Origin of the sequence: Pseudoalteromonas sp. 3J6 (genome assembly GCF_903995135.1) — a bacterium.
In the GTDB taxonomy this organism is placed as follows: Bacteria; Pseudomonadota; Gammaproteobacteria; order Enterobacterales; family Alteromonadaceae; genus Pseudoalteromonas.
Genome location: NZ_LR877185.1, coordinates 1373960 through 1390594 on the forward strand (window position 1 = coordinate 1373960; position 16635 = coordinate 1390594).

15 protein-coding genes are annotated in these 16635 nt (G+C 41.9%); 11 read left to right on the plus strand and 4 right to left on the minus strand.

The genetic code is table 11. The features are described from left to right. Window positions 1-14: 14 nt before the first annotated feature. The 3 genes from P3J6_RS06370 to P3J6_RS06380 form a co-directional block, all read right to left on the minus strand. Window positions 15-1097: a trypsin-like peptidase domain-containing protein gene (locus P3J6_RS06370; protein ID WP_198522495.1), complete on the minus strand. Its 1083-nt coding sequence runs from the start codon at window positions 1095-1097 to the stop codon at window positions 15-17. A gap of 87 nt (window positions 1098-1184) precedes the next feature. After that, window positions 1185-2537 (minus strand): Do family serine endopeptidase, encoded by a 1353-nt coding sequence (locus P3J6_RS06375; RefSeq protein WP_138623644.1) that lies wholly within the window; start codon window positions 2535-2537, stop codon window positions 1185-1187. 122 nt (window positions 2538-2659) lie between these two features. Beyond that, window positions 2660-3094 carry a YhcB family protein gene (locus tag P3J6_RS06380; protein WP_055013343.1) on the minus strand — a complete coding sequence of 145 codons (435 nt, stop codon included), beginning with the start codon at window positions 3092-3094 and terminating at the stop codon, window positions 2660-2662. A 121-nt stretch (window positions 3095-3215) separates the two neighbouring features. Between P3J6_RS06380 and zapE the strand changes: the two genes are divergently transcribed. Continuing rightward, window positions 3216-4304 carry a cell division protein ZapE gene (gene zapE / locus P3J6_RS06385; RefSeq protein WP_054202362.1) on the plus strand — a complete coding sequence of 363 codons (1089 nt, stop codon included), beginning with the start codon at window positions 3216-3218 and terminating at the stop codon, window positions 4302-4304. 198 nt (window positions 4305-4502) lie between these two features. Here the strand turns inward: zapE and gorA are convergent, their stop codons facing one another. Then, window positions 4503-5864, minus strand: a complete 1362-nt coding sequence (gene gorA, locus P3J6_RS06390) for a glutathione-disulfide reductase (RefSeq protein ID WP_055013344.1) — start codon at window positions 5862-5864, stop codon at window positions 4503-4505. Window positions 5865-6094: 230 nt separating this feature from the next. Between gorA and prlC the strand changes: the two genes are divergently transcribed. From prlC to hscA, 10 genes are all read left to right on the plus strand, one after another. Continuing rightward, complete coding sequence (gene prlC / locus P3J6_RS06395; protein WP_198522496.1) at window positions 6095-8146, plus strand: oligopeptidase A; 2052 nt, start codon at window positions 6095-6097, stop codon at window positions 8144-8146. Between the two features lie 162 nt (window positions 8147-8308). After that, window positions 8309-9487, plus strand: a complete 1179-nt coding sequence (locus tag P3J6_RS06400) for a response regulator (protein WP_198522497.1) — start codon at window positions 8309-8311, stop codon at window positions 9485-9487. A 65-nt stretch (window positions 9488-9552) separates the two neighbouring features. After that, window positions 9553-10308, plus strand: coding sequence for a class I SAM-dependent methyltransferase (locus P3J6_RS06405; protein WP_008115552.1), 756 nt, complete (start codon window positions 9553-9555; stop codon window positions 10306-10308). A gap of 399 nt (window positions 10309-10707) precedes the next feature. Continuing rightward, complete coding sequence (gene trmJ, locus P3J6_RS06410) at window positions 10708-11433, plus strand: tRNA (cytosine(32)/uridine(32)-2'-O)-methyltransferase TrmJ (protein WP_075170485.1); 726 nt, start codon at window positions 10708-10710, stop codon at window positions 11431-11433. Between the two features lie 181 nt (window positions 11434-11614). Then, window positions 11615-12106 (plus strand): Fe-S cluster assembly transcriptional regulator IscR, encoded by a 492-nt coding sequence (gene iscR / locus P3J6_RS06415; protein WP_008113921.1) that lies wholly within the window; start codon window positions 11615-11617, stop codon window positions 12104-12106. Between the two features lie 24 nt (window positions 12107-12130). Further along, entirely contained in the window at window positions 12131-13348 is a 1218-nt protein-coding gene (locus tag P3J6_RS06420; RefSeq protein WP_008113922.1) for an IscS subfamily cysteine desulfurase, read from the plus strand. Window positions 13349-13388: 40 nt separating this feature from the next. Next, window positions 13389-13772, plus strand: coding sequence for a Fe-S cluster assembly scaffold IscU (gene iscU, locus P3J6_RS06425; protein ID WP_008113923.1), 384 nt, complete (start codon window positions 13389-13391; stop codon window positions 13770-13772). Window positions 13773-13781: 9 nt separating this feature from the next. Then, window positions 13782-14105 (plus strand): iron-sulfur cluster assembly protein IscA, encoded by a 324-nt coding sequence (gene iscA, locus P3J6_RS06430; protein WP_008113924.1) that lies wholly within the window; start codon window positions 13782-13784, stop codon window positions 14103-14105. Between the two features lie 86 nt (window positions 14106-14191). After that, entirely contained in the window at window positions 14192-14719 is a 528-nt protein-coding gene (gene hscB / locus P3J6_RS06435; protein WP_054202355.1) for a co-chaperone HscB, read from the plus strand. Between the two features lie 42 nt (window positions 14720-14761). Continuing rightward, on the plus strand, window positions 14762-16624 hold the full coding sequence (hscA, locus tag P3J6_RS06440) for a Fe-S protein assembly chaperone HscA (protein ID WP_198522498.1): 1863 nt from the start codon (window positions 14762-14764) through the stop codon (window positions 16622-16624). Window positions 16625-16635 lie beyond the last annotated feature (11 nt).

Here is a 16635-nt window from a genome sequence, read left to right on the forward strand (position 1 = left end):
TATAAACAAGCGCTTTATAGCTTGGTTTCGAGCTCGGCTACTTTCACCATTATTTTTTGTATTTTACCGTTACGGTATAGCTCAAACTCAATTTCTTTACCTGGCTCGGTACTGCCTATCTTTTTTAATACATTTTGTGGATTAGCCACTGAAAGCCCTGCAATTTTAATCACAATGTCTTGCTCTTCTATACCCGCCTGCCATGCAGGACCTAGAGGGTCGAGATTGGTAATACGCATGCCTGCGACAGGCGTTAAGCTATCATTGACCTCTTTGCCTGTACTATCTACTGCAGTGCCTTCAAAGCCCAAATAACCACGAACAACGCGACCATGGCGAATAAGTTTACCCATAACTTCTTTAGCAAGGGTGTAAGGTACGGCAAAAAATATTCCCTGAATGTTTAAGTTCTCACGGGTTTTAAATTGGGCTGAGGTGATCCCTACTAAATCGCCATTAGAATTTACCAGCGCTCCTCCCGAATTGCCCACATTAATAGCGGCATCCATTTGCAATAAGTTATTGTAAGGACTGTCGGTAATTTTTTGCTTACCAGTAGCGCTAATGATCCCCTGAGTAATTGTTTGCCCTAAATTTAATGGATTCCCGATTGCTAACACCAAATCGCCTACATTCGTGGTGTAGTTGTCATTAACAGGAATAACAGGGAGGTGGTTGGCATTGATTTTTAATAATGCTAAATCGGTAATGGTATCAAAGCCAATAAGTTGTACATCGAAAAAACGTCTGCCATCGGTAAGAATGACCAGTATTTGATCGGCATTATTGATCACATGATAATTAGTCAATATATAGCCATCGGGTGACATGATCACGCCAGATCCGAGCTCTTGCACAGTATTTTGGCGCTTGTAGCGTGGCTCTTTAGAAATACTCTCTGAAAAAATAGTGACAACCGATGGTGCCGCGCGTTTAACCGCATCAGAAAAGCTCAAATGGCTGGCGGTCATTGCGCTTGGCAGGGGAACATTAGGTAGTAATGCAGTGCGCATGTTAGGGCTGAAAAAAACCACTAAAAAAGCAATGCCTAAACCGGCAAACAAAGGAGGAAGTACAAATTTTAGAAGTTTTAGCACGGTATTCTTATTGTTAGTGAGCAATCCCTTTATGATGGCACAAAAAAAATAACAGCGGCAAGTGCCGCTGTTACTTTTATTGTATTATTACTGAATTAATACAAAGATAGACTCGCGTCCGCGTTTAACACCTAACACAATATTACCTTGAATATCGTCGATAATTTGGTTCATGTCGCGAATGCTTTCTACCCGTTGACGGTTTACTTGCACAATAACATCGCCTTCTTCGAGGCCAACCCGTGCTGATGGTGAACGAGGATCGACAGAAGTTACTTCAATACCTTTCATTTTGTTTTTCTTCACGTTTTCAAGTGTTGCACCTTGGAATGCTGGGTGTAACTCTTCACCTGCAGCAGTAATCCCTGATGCGCCATCTAGGGTAACTTCAACGTTTTTAACTTTACCGTCACGGTAAATTCCTAGCTGTACTTCACGGCCTTCACCTAAGGTGGCAATTTTGCTTCGTAGTTCATGGAAGCCACTAATTTCACTGCCATTAATGCTAATAATCACATCGCCTGCTTTAATACCGGCTTTGCTGGCAGCTGTGTCATCGAGTACCTGCATAACGTAAGCACCTTGTTTAACATCAAGCTGCTGTGCTTTGGCGAGGCCTGCATCAAGAGGGCGGCCTGAAATACCTAGCGAGCCACGGCGTACTTCACCATGCTCTACAATTTGATCAACAAGGTTTTTCATCATGTTTGATGGAATAGCAAAACCAATCCCCACATTACCACCCGATGCACCTAAAATAGCGGTATTAATACCAATTAACTCACCGTTTAAATTAACTAAAGCGCCACCTGAGTTGCCTTGGTTAATCGCGGCATCGGTTTGAATGAAATCTTCGTAACCTTCAATATTTAAACCACTACGACCTAATGCGCTAACAATACCTGAGGTAACAGTGTGGCTTAAACCAAACGGGTTACCAATAGCTACAGCAAAATCACCGACACGTAAGTCATCTGAGTTAGCAAGTTTTACAGAGGTTAATTCATCTGCGTCTATTTGTAGTAGCGCAATATCAGACTCTTTATCGCTGCCAATTTTTGTTGCATCATATTCGCGGCCATCTTCGAGGGTAACCACCATTTTTTCGGCATCTTGTACTACATGGTTGTTGGTAACCACATAGCCTTTGTCGGCATCAATAATAACTCCAGAGCCTAAACCGCTAAATTGTCGCTTTTGGCTACGTGGCTGCGGGTTGCCAAAAAAGAAATCGAGTGGGTCACCACGTCGACGCACTTCTTTAGAGCCTGAAACCTGAATACTCACTACACCTGGCGTGATTTGCTCAAGCATAGGGGCAAGTGTTGGTAATTGTTGACCATTAACGGCAACCGGCAACTTAGCAAACGAGGCGGTTGGACTTAATAATAAGCTAGTAGATAAAATAGCAGCACTGATAAGTGATAATTTCATTTTCATAGTCAGGGTTTACTCCACTTAAAAAGCAAAAGGCTGCAATAAGCAGCCTCAAAAAAGTATATCAGTAAGATAAAACAACAAAGCTGTTATATCTAAAGACTATGGGGTCAAAAAAAAGTTCATCAAGATGCTTTAGAAGTATTCTCATCACCTGCAAATAAACCTGACTTACCCGACACATAATCAGCTGGTTGAGCATCGGCGTTTGAGCGATCTGAACTACGTTCTTTTAATGACGCTTGTAACTGTTCGGTGGTTTCTTTAGAGAAAAACGGCTCAGCAGGGGCTTTATTTCTGTCTTCGAGTAACAGTTGATTGGTTTCTTCAACATGACTTAATAACTGATCGTAGTTTTCTTTCATTTTGTTTACTAACTTACCAGTATTCGCCAAATGGTCGGCAACATCTTGGCGATACTGCTCAAGTGAATGCTTAGCTTGCTCTGCTTGTTGCTCTAACTCATCTTGCTTAAACTGTTTTTTAGTGACAAAGGCACCAACGAAAAATGCAGCAATAGCAACTACTATCACTAACCCTACCCATGTAAATGTACCCATAAATTCACCTCTATGCGAAAATAACTAAAAAATTAAAATGCTACTAAGTCTAATATACCCTGAGTATTGATGCGTGTTAATATGCTTTACAAATTAAACTGTGTTTTAACTGTAAATAGATATGACTCCTTGGCAAACATACCAGCAAGACCTTCAACGCGATGACTTTGTACATGACGCAGCACAAGAAAATGCAGTTCGTCATTTACAGCGTTTATACGACGATTTAACACAAGCAAAACCGCAATCTAAAGGTTTTTTTGCAAAGCTTTTTAATAAAGCAGAGCCAGCCCCTATTAAAGGTTTATACTTTTGGGGTGGCGTAGGCCGTGGTAAAACTTATCTTGTTGATACTTTTTACGAAGCTTTACCGGGTGATAGAAAAATGCGAGTGCATTTTCACCGCTTTATGCACCGAGTACACGATGAACTTAAAAAGTTAAATAACACTGCCAACCCTTTAGAAACAGTAGCAGATATTTTTAAAGCAGAGACAGACATTATCTGTTTTGATGAATTTTTTGTTCAAGACATTACCGATGCCATGTTGCTCGGTGGTTTAATGGAAGCGCTATTTGCTCGCGGTATTGTACTGGTTGCCACGTCAAATATTATACCTGATGACTTATACCGCAATGGTTTACAGCGTGCCCGTTTTTTACCGGCTATTGCCTTAGTAAATAAGCATACTGAAATAGTTAATGTAGATTCAGGCGTTGATTACCGACTGCGTACTCTTGAACAAGCTGAAATTTTTCATAGCCCGCTTGATGAACAAGCCGATAAAAACCTATTCGAATATTTTGACAAGCTCTCGCCAGAAGTCGGTAAACTAGATACCCCAATTGAAATAGAAGGGAGGATGATCAACACTCGCAAAGTATCTGACTGCATCGTTATGTTTGAATTTAGCGAACTGTGTGAAACTGCCCGTAGCCAAGTTGATTACATGGAAATAAGCCGATTATATAACACGGTGATTTTATCTAATGTAAAACAGCTAGGGCAAAATAATGATGACGCAGCAAGGCGCTTTATTGCGTTAGTAGATGAATTTTATGAGCGTAATGTAACGTTAATTATCTCTGCAGAAAAACCGATTACCGAGCTCTATACACAAGGCAATTTAAACTTTGAATTTAAACGCTGTATTAGTCGCTTACAAGAAATGCAATCGTTAGAGTATTTAGCCCGAGAGCATTTAGCTTAAAATACGAAGGTTAGCGGGCGACGGGCTGCGGGTCTCGAGCAAAACATCTAACTTCTAAATAAAAAAACCTTGCGATGTTAACCGCAAGGTTTTTTTATTTCTCGAACCTCGAACCTCGAACCTCGAACCTCGAACCTCGAACCTCGAACCTCGAACCTCGAACCTCGAACCTCGAACCTCGAACCTCGAACCACGAACTTATCTCATGGTAACAAACTCTTCAGAGCCGGTTGGGTGTAGTGCGACAACCGCATCAAAATCTGCTTTAGTTGCGCCCATTTTCATGGCGACTGCAAAACCCTGAATCATTTCATCAACGGTAAAACCAATACCGTGTAAGCCCACAACTTTTTCATCATCGCCTGCACACACTAACATCATATTACAGGCTTGGCGGTGCTGAGTAACTGCAGTATACATAGCCGCAAAGCTTGATTTGTATACTTTTACATTTTCGCCGCCGTACTGAGAAATCGCTTCTTGCTCAGTTAAACCAATGGTGCCGATAGGTGGGTGGCTAAATACTACGGTTGGTACTAGGCTGTAGTCCATTTTTAAATCGTTCGGCAATTCTTTATTAAATAAACGCTCCGATAGAGTACGACCCGCTTTAACAGCAACCGGTGTAAGCTCAATACCATTTTCGATAATATCACCCACAGCGTATACATTTTCAGCTGTGGTGTTTTGGTATTCATCTACTTTTACATAACCGCTTTCGTTTACTTCTACGCCTGCTGCAGCAAGATTAATTTTATCGGTTGTTGGCGTGCGGCCTATAGCCCAAATAACCTGATCAACATTTTCGCTGTAACCATTCTCAAAGTGAATTGTTAAGCTGCCATCAGCCTCTTTTACCACTTCTTTTGGCGAACACTCGGTATGTAGGGTAGGGCCTTCTTTAGCCATAATATCAACCAGTGTGTCGATAATGTATGGGTCAAAGGTGCGTAGTGGCTTGCTCTTACGAACAAATAAGTGAGTTTGTGTACCTAGGCTGTGCAAAACACCTGCAATTTCTACGGCAATATAACCGGCACCAACAACAGCAACACGTTTAGGTTGTTCGTTCAGCTCAAAAAAGCCGTTTGAATCAATACCGTGTTCAGCACCTGGAATATTAGGAATAGTAGGGCGGCCACCAACGGCAACTAAAATGTGATCGGCAGTATAGTGCTCGCCATCTACTTCAACGGTCTTACTATCAACAAATTTTGCAAAACCTTTAATCACGGTAACGCCATTTTTAGCTAAACCGTTATCATAGCCTTTGTGAATACGACCAATATAAGCTTCACGGCTTTCTACTAGTTTTGACCAGTCAAAGCCTTTTACTTCTACATCAAATCCGTAATCAGGAGCATAAAGATTAATTGCTTCAGCAACTTGAGCGCCATGCCACATTACTTTTTTAGGAACACACCCTACGTTTACGCAGGTGCCACCCATGTGTTTAGCTTCAATTAATGCTACTTTTGCGCCACGCATTGCTGCACGGTTAGCTGATGCAATACCACCACTACCGCCACCAATTGCAATGTAATCAAAATGCTGAGCCATGTTTAATCCTCTAAATGTGTTTAACAATGTTTTACCGATAATATCATATGCGATGAACAAGTCACTTGTTCGGGGCTGCTAAAATCTCTACCATCAAACGAAAACCAAGCTAGTTAAGATCAAGGTATCAGCAGTAGAGCGTATATTAAGCTAAGAGCTGAACACTTCCCCTTGTATTTACGTATTTTGCCCCAACTTCATTTTTATATTTGCACAAACTGAGAATGATTATGAGCAATGCACAAACAAATCCCCTAATCGGGCTTGAAGGTTTACCGCCTTTTTCAAAAATAAAGCCAGAGCATGTAGTACCGGCATTAAAAAAAGGTATTGAGCACTGTCGCAGTGCAATTGATGATGTATTAGCAAAGCAATCATACACCTGGAATGATTTAGTATTACCCCTTGAAGAAGCTGACGATAAACTATCGCGATTATTTTCACCGGTGTCACATTTAAACTCGGTGATGAACAACGATGAACTTCGCGAAGCTTATGAGCAGTGTTTACCGCTTATTTCTGAATATTCTACTTTTGTTGGCCAACACCAAGGTTTATATGAGGCTTATAGCGCGCTTTATAACAGTGATGAATTTAAAACACTCACTACCGCCCAGCAAAAAACGATTACCAACGCATTGCGTGACTTTAAGCTTTCAGGCATTGCACTAAATCCTGAGCAGCAAAAACGCTACGGTGAAATTAGTGCGCGTTTATCAGAGCTTGCTTCAAAATTTGGTAATAACGTGATGGATGCCACGCTTGCATGGTATAAGCATATTACCGATAAAAGCCAACTAGCGGGCTTACCAGAGTCAGCACTGGCATTAGCGGCTGATACAGCAAAAAGTAAAGACTTAGAAGGCTGGGTATTTACTCTCGATTTCCCATCTTACTTACCTATAATGACTTACGCAGACGACCGTGAACTTCGCAAAGAAACATACACCGCGTTTTCTACTCGTGCATCCGATCAAGGTCCAAATGCAGGGGAGTTTGATAACTCGGCGATTATGAGTGAAGAACTGGCACTGCGTCATGAGCTAGCACAATTACTTGGCTTTAATAATTACGCCGAAAAATCGTTAGCTACGAAAATGGCAGAATCACCTGCACAGGTATTTTCATTTTTAGAAGACTTAGCTGCTAAATCCAAGCCACAAGCAGAGCAAGAGCTTAAAGAGTTGCAACAATACGCAGAGCAACAGCACGGTATTAGTGAACTACAGGCATGGGACTTTGGTTATTACAGCGAAAAGCTAAAGCAAGAAAAATACGCGATTTCAGATGAAGTATTACGCCCATACTTCCCTGCCGATAAAGTGCTTAGTGGTTTGTTCGAAACCGTTAACCGCTTATTTGGTATTACAGTTAAAGAGCAAAAAGACATCGATACTTATCATAAAGATGTGCGCTTTTTTGAAATTTACGATAGCAACAATACTTTACGTGGTCGTTTCTACTTAGATTTATACGCCCGTGACCACAAGCGTGGTGGTGCGTGGATGGATGACTGTATGGGTCGTAAAGTGCGTGCTAATGGTGAACTTCAAACACCAGTTGCTTACTTAGTATGTAACTTTAATAAAGCGATTGGCGATAAGCCTGCTTTGTTTACCCATAATGAAGTAACCACACTGTTCCATGAGTTTGGTCACGGCATTCACCACATGTTAACTCAAGTAGATGCAGCGCCTGTTGCTGGTATTAATGGTGTGGCATGGGATGCCGTTGAATTGCCAAGTCAGTTTTTAGAAAACTGGTGTTACGAAGAAGAAGCCCTAAGCTTTATTTCAGGCCACTTCGAAACCGGTGAGCCATTACCAAAAGAGCTACTAGATAAACTATTGGCCGCTAAAAATTACAACTCAGGTATGCAAATGCTAAGACAACTTGAGTTCTCGTTATTCGATTTTAAAATTCACCATGACTACGTGGCAGACAAACCATGTAACATTCAAGCTGTACTTGATGATGTACGCAGTCGTACCTCAGTCATTAAGCCGCCAGCGTTTAACCGTTTTCAGCATGGCTTTAGTCATATTTTTGCGGGCGGTTATAGTGCAGGTTATTACTCGTATAAATGGGCTGAAGTACTTTCGGCAGATGCCTACTCTAGATTTGAAGAAGAGGGGATTTTTAATCTACAAACGGGCCAAGCGTTTATGCAGCATATTCTTGAAAAAGGCGGCAGCGAAGAGCCAATGGCACTGTTTAAAAACTTCCGCGGTCGTGAGCCAAGTGTAGATGCACTTCTGCGCCACAGCGGCATCGCCGCTTAGGGTCTGTTGATTTTTGCGGATTAAAATATAATTACAAAAGCGCCCCAGAGGCGCTTTTTTATTGCCTAAAATACAGCGCTGTTAAAGAATATTTTGAATAAATTTTAGTAGTTTTAACATGGCGTACTATGCTTTGAACAAAGTACTAAAAGGGACTAACGCATGGCAAAGTTAATACTGGCAATTGATGACGATAAATTAATGCACCATATTATTGAAGAATCTTTAGCTGGGTTTTGCAAAGTGATCCACGCCAAAAATGGTGAAGATGGCATAAGACAAGCGATTAAATATAACCCCGATATTATTTTGCTTGATGTTGAAATGCCAGGCATGTCTGGTTATGAGGTTTGCCAAACTATTAAACAAAATAAAGCCACAACAGATATTCCGGTAATGTTTTTATCATCCAAAGTGGGGCAAGCTGAACGTATTAAAGGGTTTAGTGTTGGCGGGGCTGACTACATTTTGAAGCCTTTTAACGCACAGGAGCTGATGGCACGGATTAAAATTCTTTACCAGTACCGCAAGCAGTGTGCAACACTGCAATATGATATAGCAAAGGCCAATAAAACAGCTGAAATGGCGATGATTGAAACCGGTGACATGGGGCGCATTATGCGGTTTGTTTGTCAAAGCTATCATGCCGATAATTTAGAATTACTAAGTGAATACTTTTTAGGTTTTTTTACTCCATTACACCTCAATGTCGTGGTTGTTTTTTGGCAAAATAACCAGGGAATGTTTTATAGCCAAGAAACTGGTGTATGCCCATTAGAGCAAGAGCTACTCATACAGCATAAAAATGCAGAACGCTTTGTTGATATTGGTCATAGTACTATTATTAATTACCCTAATATTTCACTATTAATTAAAAATATGCCTGTAGATACGCCATCACTTTATGGCCGCTATAAAGATTTATTTCCGCATATTTTAGAAGTAACTAACGAAAAAGTAGTTACTATACAGCAGCACCAATATCGACTAATGCGCGACAATGAGCTAACCCTTGCTTTTAAAGATATTGTTGCCCAGCTTAAAAATCAAAACGCCATGCAAACGAGTGCAATTAGCCAGCTTACAGAGCAGCTTGAGCAACTCCAATCGCTAATGCAAACACACAACGAGATATCAACTTCGCAATTTAATGAGCAAATAACTCAGCTTAGTCATACATCACAGCAGCTGGTTGCAACCACTAATGATTTAGCCTTTATTAAGCACCAACTAAAAACAACCACTCAACAGCGTGATGACTTAATTACTCAAACAAAACTAAGTAAACAACAAACGCAGCCAGAACCTGAGAGTGAAAATAACGATATTGAGTTGTTTTAAACTAGAGATCGTATATTGGCTTTGTTTGGGTATAATAACGGTGAAATTTATCATCGGAGTGTGAAGTGGTTATACAGTGTGCGTTTAAAGAGTGTCGACCTTATTTAAATGAGTTAGAAGCACGCTTTGGGCTTGCTCAATGGGCAGAGCAAAGCAGTGGTTTTAGCTTGCATTACGATGATAAAGGACTAAGCCTGTATAAAACTGACGAGCCAAAATTAGGTGCTATTAACGTAGACTTTGTAACTGGTGCCGTTGCACATAGGCGTAAATTTGGTGGTGGTAAAGGGCAATCAATCGCTAAAGCGGTTGGCCTTAATAAGGGCGCAACGCCAGTGGTACTCGATGCCACAGCAGGCCTTGGACGCGACGGTTTTGTGTTAGCCTCGCTAGGCTGTAAAGTAATTCTACATGAGCGCCACCCCGTGGTTGCTGCACTGTTATATGATGGCTTACAACGTGCTTATAACGATAGTGAAATTGGCCCATGGATGCAGCAAAATATGAGCCTTATCTTTGGCTCAAGCCATACCTTACTTGCCCAATGTGACAGCATGCCCGATGTGGTTTACCTTGATCCAATGTTCCCGCACCGTGAAAAATCAGCATTGGTTAAAAAAGAAATGCGGGTATTCCAAGAGTTAGTGGGTGGCGATACCGACGCCGATGATTTGCTCGAGTTTGCTTACCCACTTGCCAGTAAGCGTGTAGTAGTGAAACGCCCCGATTATGCACCATTTTTAAATGATAAAACCCCGAGTATGCAAATCAAAACCAAGAAGAACCGCTTTGATGTGTATGTAAAAGCCGCGATGGTTTAGGTTAAAGAACAGTTTTTAGTCTTCAGCTGTCAGTTGTCAGCAAAAGATTAAGCCAAGTACGGTGTTTGGGTTAAACGTAGGCGGGGCTTTACGCCGCGCAGGTAGTTTGACATGTTGTGAAAGTGCGCGAGGTAAACTCTCACCTATAATATAAAAACTGGGCTTGCATAAGGCTCGGTGTTTTATTTTACTACCTGACCGCTGACCGCTGACCGCTGACCGCTGACCGCTGACCGCTGACCGCTGACCGCTGACCGCTGACCGCTGACCGCTGACCGCTGACCGCTGACCGCTGACCGCGAACTGATCTTTTAGATCTCGACTATTGAATATAGGATCTCAGCGCGTTTTCATGCTAGAATTTGCGCAATTTTTTTGTACTCGATAAGTAGCACTGTAATGATCTTAGATGATATCCGCATCGTTTTAGTAAACACATCACATTCTGGTAATATTGGTTCTGCGGCACGTGCCATGAAAACCATGGGATTATCAAAGTTATACCTTGTAGATCCTGCCTGTGAAATAGATAGCCATGCCAGCGCACTGGCTGCAGGTGCTACAGATGTACTTGGTAATGCTGTTGTTGTTGATACGGTTGCTGATGCCATTGCTGATTGTGCATTAACTATTGGTACTAGTGCCCGTTCGCGTACATTGTCGTGGCCTATGGTTGAGCCGCGTGAATGTGGTGAAAAGCTTGTTGGCGAAGCTGTAAATGGCCCTGTAGCACTTGTATTTGGTCGTGAAAACAGTGGCTTAACAAACGAAGAATTACAATTGTGTAATTACCATGTATGTATTCCTGCTAACCCAGAATACAGCTCGCTAAATTTAGCCATGGCAGTACAAACCTTATGCTATGAAACGCGTATGGCGTTTTTAAATCAACAGCCTAAAGCGGAACAACAAGAAGACGAAACCCTATATCCATCGTCTAAACAAACAGAGCTGTTTTACGAACATCTTGAAGACACCTTGTTTAAAACAGGCTTCATCATTAAGCAGCACCCAGGCATGGTAATGACTAAGCTACGTCGCTTGTTTAATCGTGCTCGCCCTGAAGATGCTGAAATGAACATATTACGAGGTATTCTTACCTCAATTAATAAGTCTATAAAATAGCAATTAGTTATAAATAGCGCCCTTTATTGCTCTACTAATACTTGACTAAATTACTCAGGTAATTACAATAGACCCAATACTTGACCAAAACAGTCGGGTATTACAAGTTTTTTAGAACCTAGAATACTTGACTAATCTACTCTGGTAATTAAAATTTGCACTCTTTTGTGCGGGGGGCGTTATGAAGTTAACATCAAAAGGCAGATATGCCGTTACAGCCATGCTGGATGTTGCACTACATGCAAATATAGGCCCTGTAGCGCTTGCAGATATTTCGCAGCGCCAAGAAATTTCTTTGTCTTATCTTGAGCAGTTGTTTGCCCGTTTACGTAAGAATGGGCTAGTGAGTTCTGTTCGAGGTCCTGGTGGGGGCTATTTACTAGGACGTGAGGCCGATGTAATTTCAGTTGGCGATGTTATCAATGCGGTAGATGAATCTGTTGACGCTACACGGTGTCAGCGAAGCAATACTGGTTGTCAAAGTGGCATGCGTTGTTTAACCCATACATTGTGGTCAGACCTAAGCGCACGAATTGAAGAATTTTTAAATAATATTACCTTAGCTGAACTGGTCGAAAAGTCGGACGTTAAAGCGGTCGCTCTTCGCCAAGAAAACAGCGTTAATGATGCAATTAAGCAGTTGGAAAATATTCAAGTAAGCTGTCAACTTTAAGGTTGACCTGCAGCGGAGAGAGAAATGAAGTTACCGATTTATTTAGATTACGCAGCAACTACGCCCGTTGACGAACGAGTTGCCAAAGAAATGATGCAGTGCCTGACTATGGACGGTAATTTTGGTAATCCAGCATCGCGTTCACACCGTTTTGGTTGGCAAGCTGAAGAAGTCGTTGACCAAGCACGTACTGACATTGCTGATTTAATTAATGCAGACCCACGTGAAATCGTATTCACATCGGGTGCAACAGAATCAAATAACCTTGCTATTAAAGGTGCGGCTCAGTTTTACAAGAAAAAAGGTAAGCATGTTATTACCGCTAAAACTGAACACAAAGCAGTTATCGACACATGTCGTGAGCTTGAGCGTCAAGGGTTTGAAGTAACTTATATGGACGTTGAAGAAAACGGCCTACTTGATCTGCAAAAATTAGCAGATACGATGCGTGACGACACAGTGCTTGTAAGTATCATGCATGTAAATAACGAGCTAGGTGTAATCCAAGATATCAACACCATTGGTGAAATGTGTCGCGAACGTAAAATTATGTTCCACGTAGATGCTGCACAAAGCGCAGGTAAAGTTTTAATCGATGTGCAACAAACCAAAGTAGATTTTATGTCATTCTCGGCGCACAAAGTATACGGCCCTAAAGGCGTAGGTGCTTTGTATGTTCGTCGTAAACCACGTGCACGTTTAGAAGCACAAATGCACGGTGGCGGCCATGAACGTGGTATGCGTTCTGGTACATTAGCAACCCATCAGTTAGTAGGTATGGGCGCAGCATTTAGAATTGCAAAACAAGATTTTGAAAAAGATCACGCACACATCAGTGCGTTACGTAAACGCCTAATCGACGGCATTTTAACAGATATGGACGAAGTGTACTTTAACGGCACACAAGACCAATCAGTACCTGGTATTGTTAATATCAGCTTTAACTTTGTTGAAGGTGAGTCGTTGCTAATGGCTGTTAAAGATATTGCGGTATCGTCAGGTTCAGCCTGTACATCTGCAAGTTTAGAGCCTTCTTACGTATTACGTGCATTAGGTCGCAACGACGAATTAGCACATAGTTCAATTCGTTTTAGTATTGGCCGTTTTACCACAGAAGAAGAGATTGATTACACCGTTGAGCTAATGAAAAACTCGATTGGCCGTTTACGTGAAATGTCTCCTCTTTGGGAAATGCACCAAGAAGGTGTTGATTTAGATTCAGTTGAATGGGCGCACCACTAATTAGTGGAGCCCATACCTAGCAGGTAGTGAGGATAGAATTATGGCTTACAGTGATAAAGTAATCGACCACGTAGAAAACCCACGTAACGTAGGTGCTCTAGATAAAAACGATCCGTCAGTGGCAACGGGTATGGTAGGCGCACCAGCATGTGGTGACGTAATGAAACTGCAAATTAAAGTGTCTGCAGAAGGCGTGATTGAAGATGCAAAATTCAAAACGTACGGCTGTGGTAGTGCAATTGCTTCATCTTCACTGGTAACAGAGTGGGTTAAAGGCAAAACACTAGACGAAGCTGCAACTATCAAAAACACCGATATCAGCGCAGAGCTAGAATTACCGCCAGTGAAAATTCACTGTTCAATTTTAGCAGAAGATGCAATTCAAGCAGCAATTGCAGATTACAAAAGCAAACATACAAACTAAGAGATATTCATGGCAGTGACATTGACAGATGCGGCAGCAAACCGCGTACAATCATTTTTAGCAAACCGTGGTAAAGGCATTGGCCTGCGAGTTGGCATTAAAACGACGGGCTGTTCAGGTCTTGCTTATGTATTAGAGTTTGTTGATGAGCTAAACGATGACGATGAAACATTTGCAGCCAAAGGCGTTACCTTAATTGTTGATGCTAAAAGCTTAGTTTATATCGACGGCACCGAGCTCGACTACACTAAAGAAGGCTTAAATGAAGGGTTTAAATTTAACAACCCTAATCAAGCTGATGAGTGTGGTTGTGGCGAAAGCTTTACCGTTTAAGCTCAAACTTGTTTTGAATACCTAAGCTACTTGGGTATAACTAAGCCCTGCCAATTAATGTAGGGCTTTGTCATTTGTGAGAAGTTATGCGTTATTTTGAGTTATTTGCAATTCCCGTTGACTACAATATAGATTTAGCAACGATTAACAAGCACTACTTAGAACTTCAACGTGCTGTTCACCCTGATCGCCATGCTAATGCTAGCAGCCGTGATAAATTAATGGCCGTACAAAGTACTGCCGAAATTAATGATGCACTGCAAACACTTAAGCATCCCGTTAAACGTGCAGAATATATGCTGAGCGAGCTAGGCGTTGATATTCGTGCTGAGCAGCAAACATTGCAAGATCCTATGTTTTTAATGCAGCAAATGGAGCTTCGAGAAGAACTTGAAGAGTTAGCGAGCGCAAGCGATCCTGATTCTGCTATTGATCATTTTGAAAAACAAATAAAGCAGCTTGATCAGCAATACAGTGCGCAATTGGCAGAGCAGTTAGCAAGTAACGATGAGCAGCAATATCAACAAGCAGCAGACAGTATCCGTAAGCTAAAGTTTGTTTATAAGTTACGCGACGAACTTGAACGCATTGAAGACAGTTTATTTGACGATTAATTCACTTGCTGCAAAGCGAGCAACACGAGTTTAAAGAGCATTATGGCATTATTGCAAATTGCTGAGCCGGGGCAGAGCGCGGCACCACATGAACATAAATTAGCAATTGGAATTGACTTAGGTACCACGAATTCATTAGTGGCAACCGTACAAAGCGGCGAAGCTCGTACTATTACTGATGAGTCAGGCGAAGCAATGTTGCCGTCTGTAGTGCGTTACCAAGCTGGTGGCATAACCGTAGGTGCAGACGCGATGCAAGCAGCTACACTCGATCCGGTTAATACACTCATTTCAGTCAAGCGCTTTTTAGGTAAAACCCAAGCCGAAATAGAGCAAAGCTACGGCCAACTGCCTTATCAATTTTGCGATGATAACGGCGCGCTTGCGATAGCAACTGAAGCCGGGAAAATCAGCCCAGTAAAAGCATCAAGCCATATTTTAGGTGCCCTAAAAGCACGTGCAGAACAAAGCTTTGGTAATCAAGATATTTTAGGCGCAGTTATTACCGTACCAGCCTATTTTGATGATGCACAACGCCAAAGCACTAAAGATGCGGCTGAACTTGCCGGCATTAATGTGCTGCGTTTATTAAACGAGCCAACTGCGGCTGCCGTTGCTTATGGCTTAGATTCAGGCCAAGAAGGCATAATTGCTGTTTATGACTTAGGTGGCGGAACATTTGATATTTCTATACTGCGCTTAAATAAAGGTGTGTTTGAAGTATTGGCCACTGGTGGCGATTCAAGTCTAGGCGGTGATGATTTTGACTCATTATTAGTTGACTACTTAAAACAAGAAACCGGCGTGACGGGCTTATCTCCTTCGGTATTACGTTTATTTATAAATAAAGCCAAAGCCTGTAAAGAAGCACTCAGCCAATACGAAAAAGTGAATGTTGGCCTTGAGTTTGACAATGAAAAATACATGGTTGAAGTAACACGAGAGAAGTTTAACGAGCTGGCTATGCCACTGGTTAAAAAAACGCTCCGCTCATGTCGTCGTGCAGTAAAAGATGCCGGTATTGAAAACCAAGAAGTACTACAAGTGGTGATGGTTGGCGGTTCAACCCGCATGCCGTTGGTACGTACTCAAGTTGGCGAGTTTTTTGATAAACAACCACTCACTTCAATTGACCCTGATCGTGTTGTTGCACTGGGTGCAGCATTACAAGCAGACGTATTAATTGGTAACAAGCCAGATTCAGACATGTTATTGCTGGATGTGTTACCGTTGTCGCTAGGACTTGAGACCATGGGTGGCTTGGTTGAAAAAATCATTCCACGCAATACCACTATTCCAGTTGCACGTGCGCAAGAATTTACTACGTTTAAAGATGGTCAAACGGCTATGTCGTTGCATGTATTACAAGGTGAGCGTGAACTGGTTGACGATTGTCGATCGCTGGCAAAGTTCAGCTTAAAAGGCATTCCACCTATGGCGGCGGGAGCGGCGCATATTCGCGTTACCTTTAAAGTAGACGCTGATGGTTTACTAAGCGTATCAGCCATGGAAAAATCAACCGGCGTTCAAGCTGAAATACAAGTAAAACCGTCGTTTGGTTTGTCTGACGACCAAGTTGCTAATATGCTTAAAGAGTCGATGAGTAACGCTAAAGGCGACATGCAAGCGCGTATGCTTAAAGAGCAACAAGTTGAAGCGCTTCGTGTAATAGAAGCAATGGAAGCCTCTTTAGCAGCTGATGGCGATTTACTTGAGCCTGAGCAACTAGCGGCGCTAAAAGTGGAAATAAGCGAACTTGCAAAAGTACGCGAGAGTGCACAAGAGCCAAGCGAAATTAAAGCAGCCATTGAAAAAATGGACAATGCGAGTAGTGATTTTGCCGCGCGTAGAATGGATGCATCAATTAAAAAAGCCTTAACAGGCCAGTCAGTAGACAATATATAAGAGAGATTAGA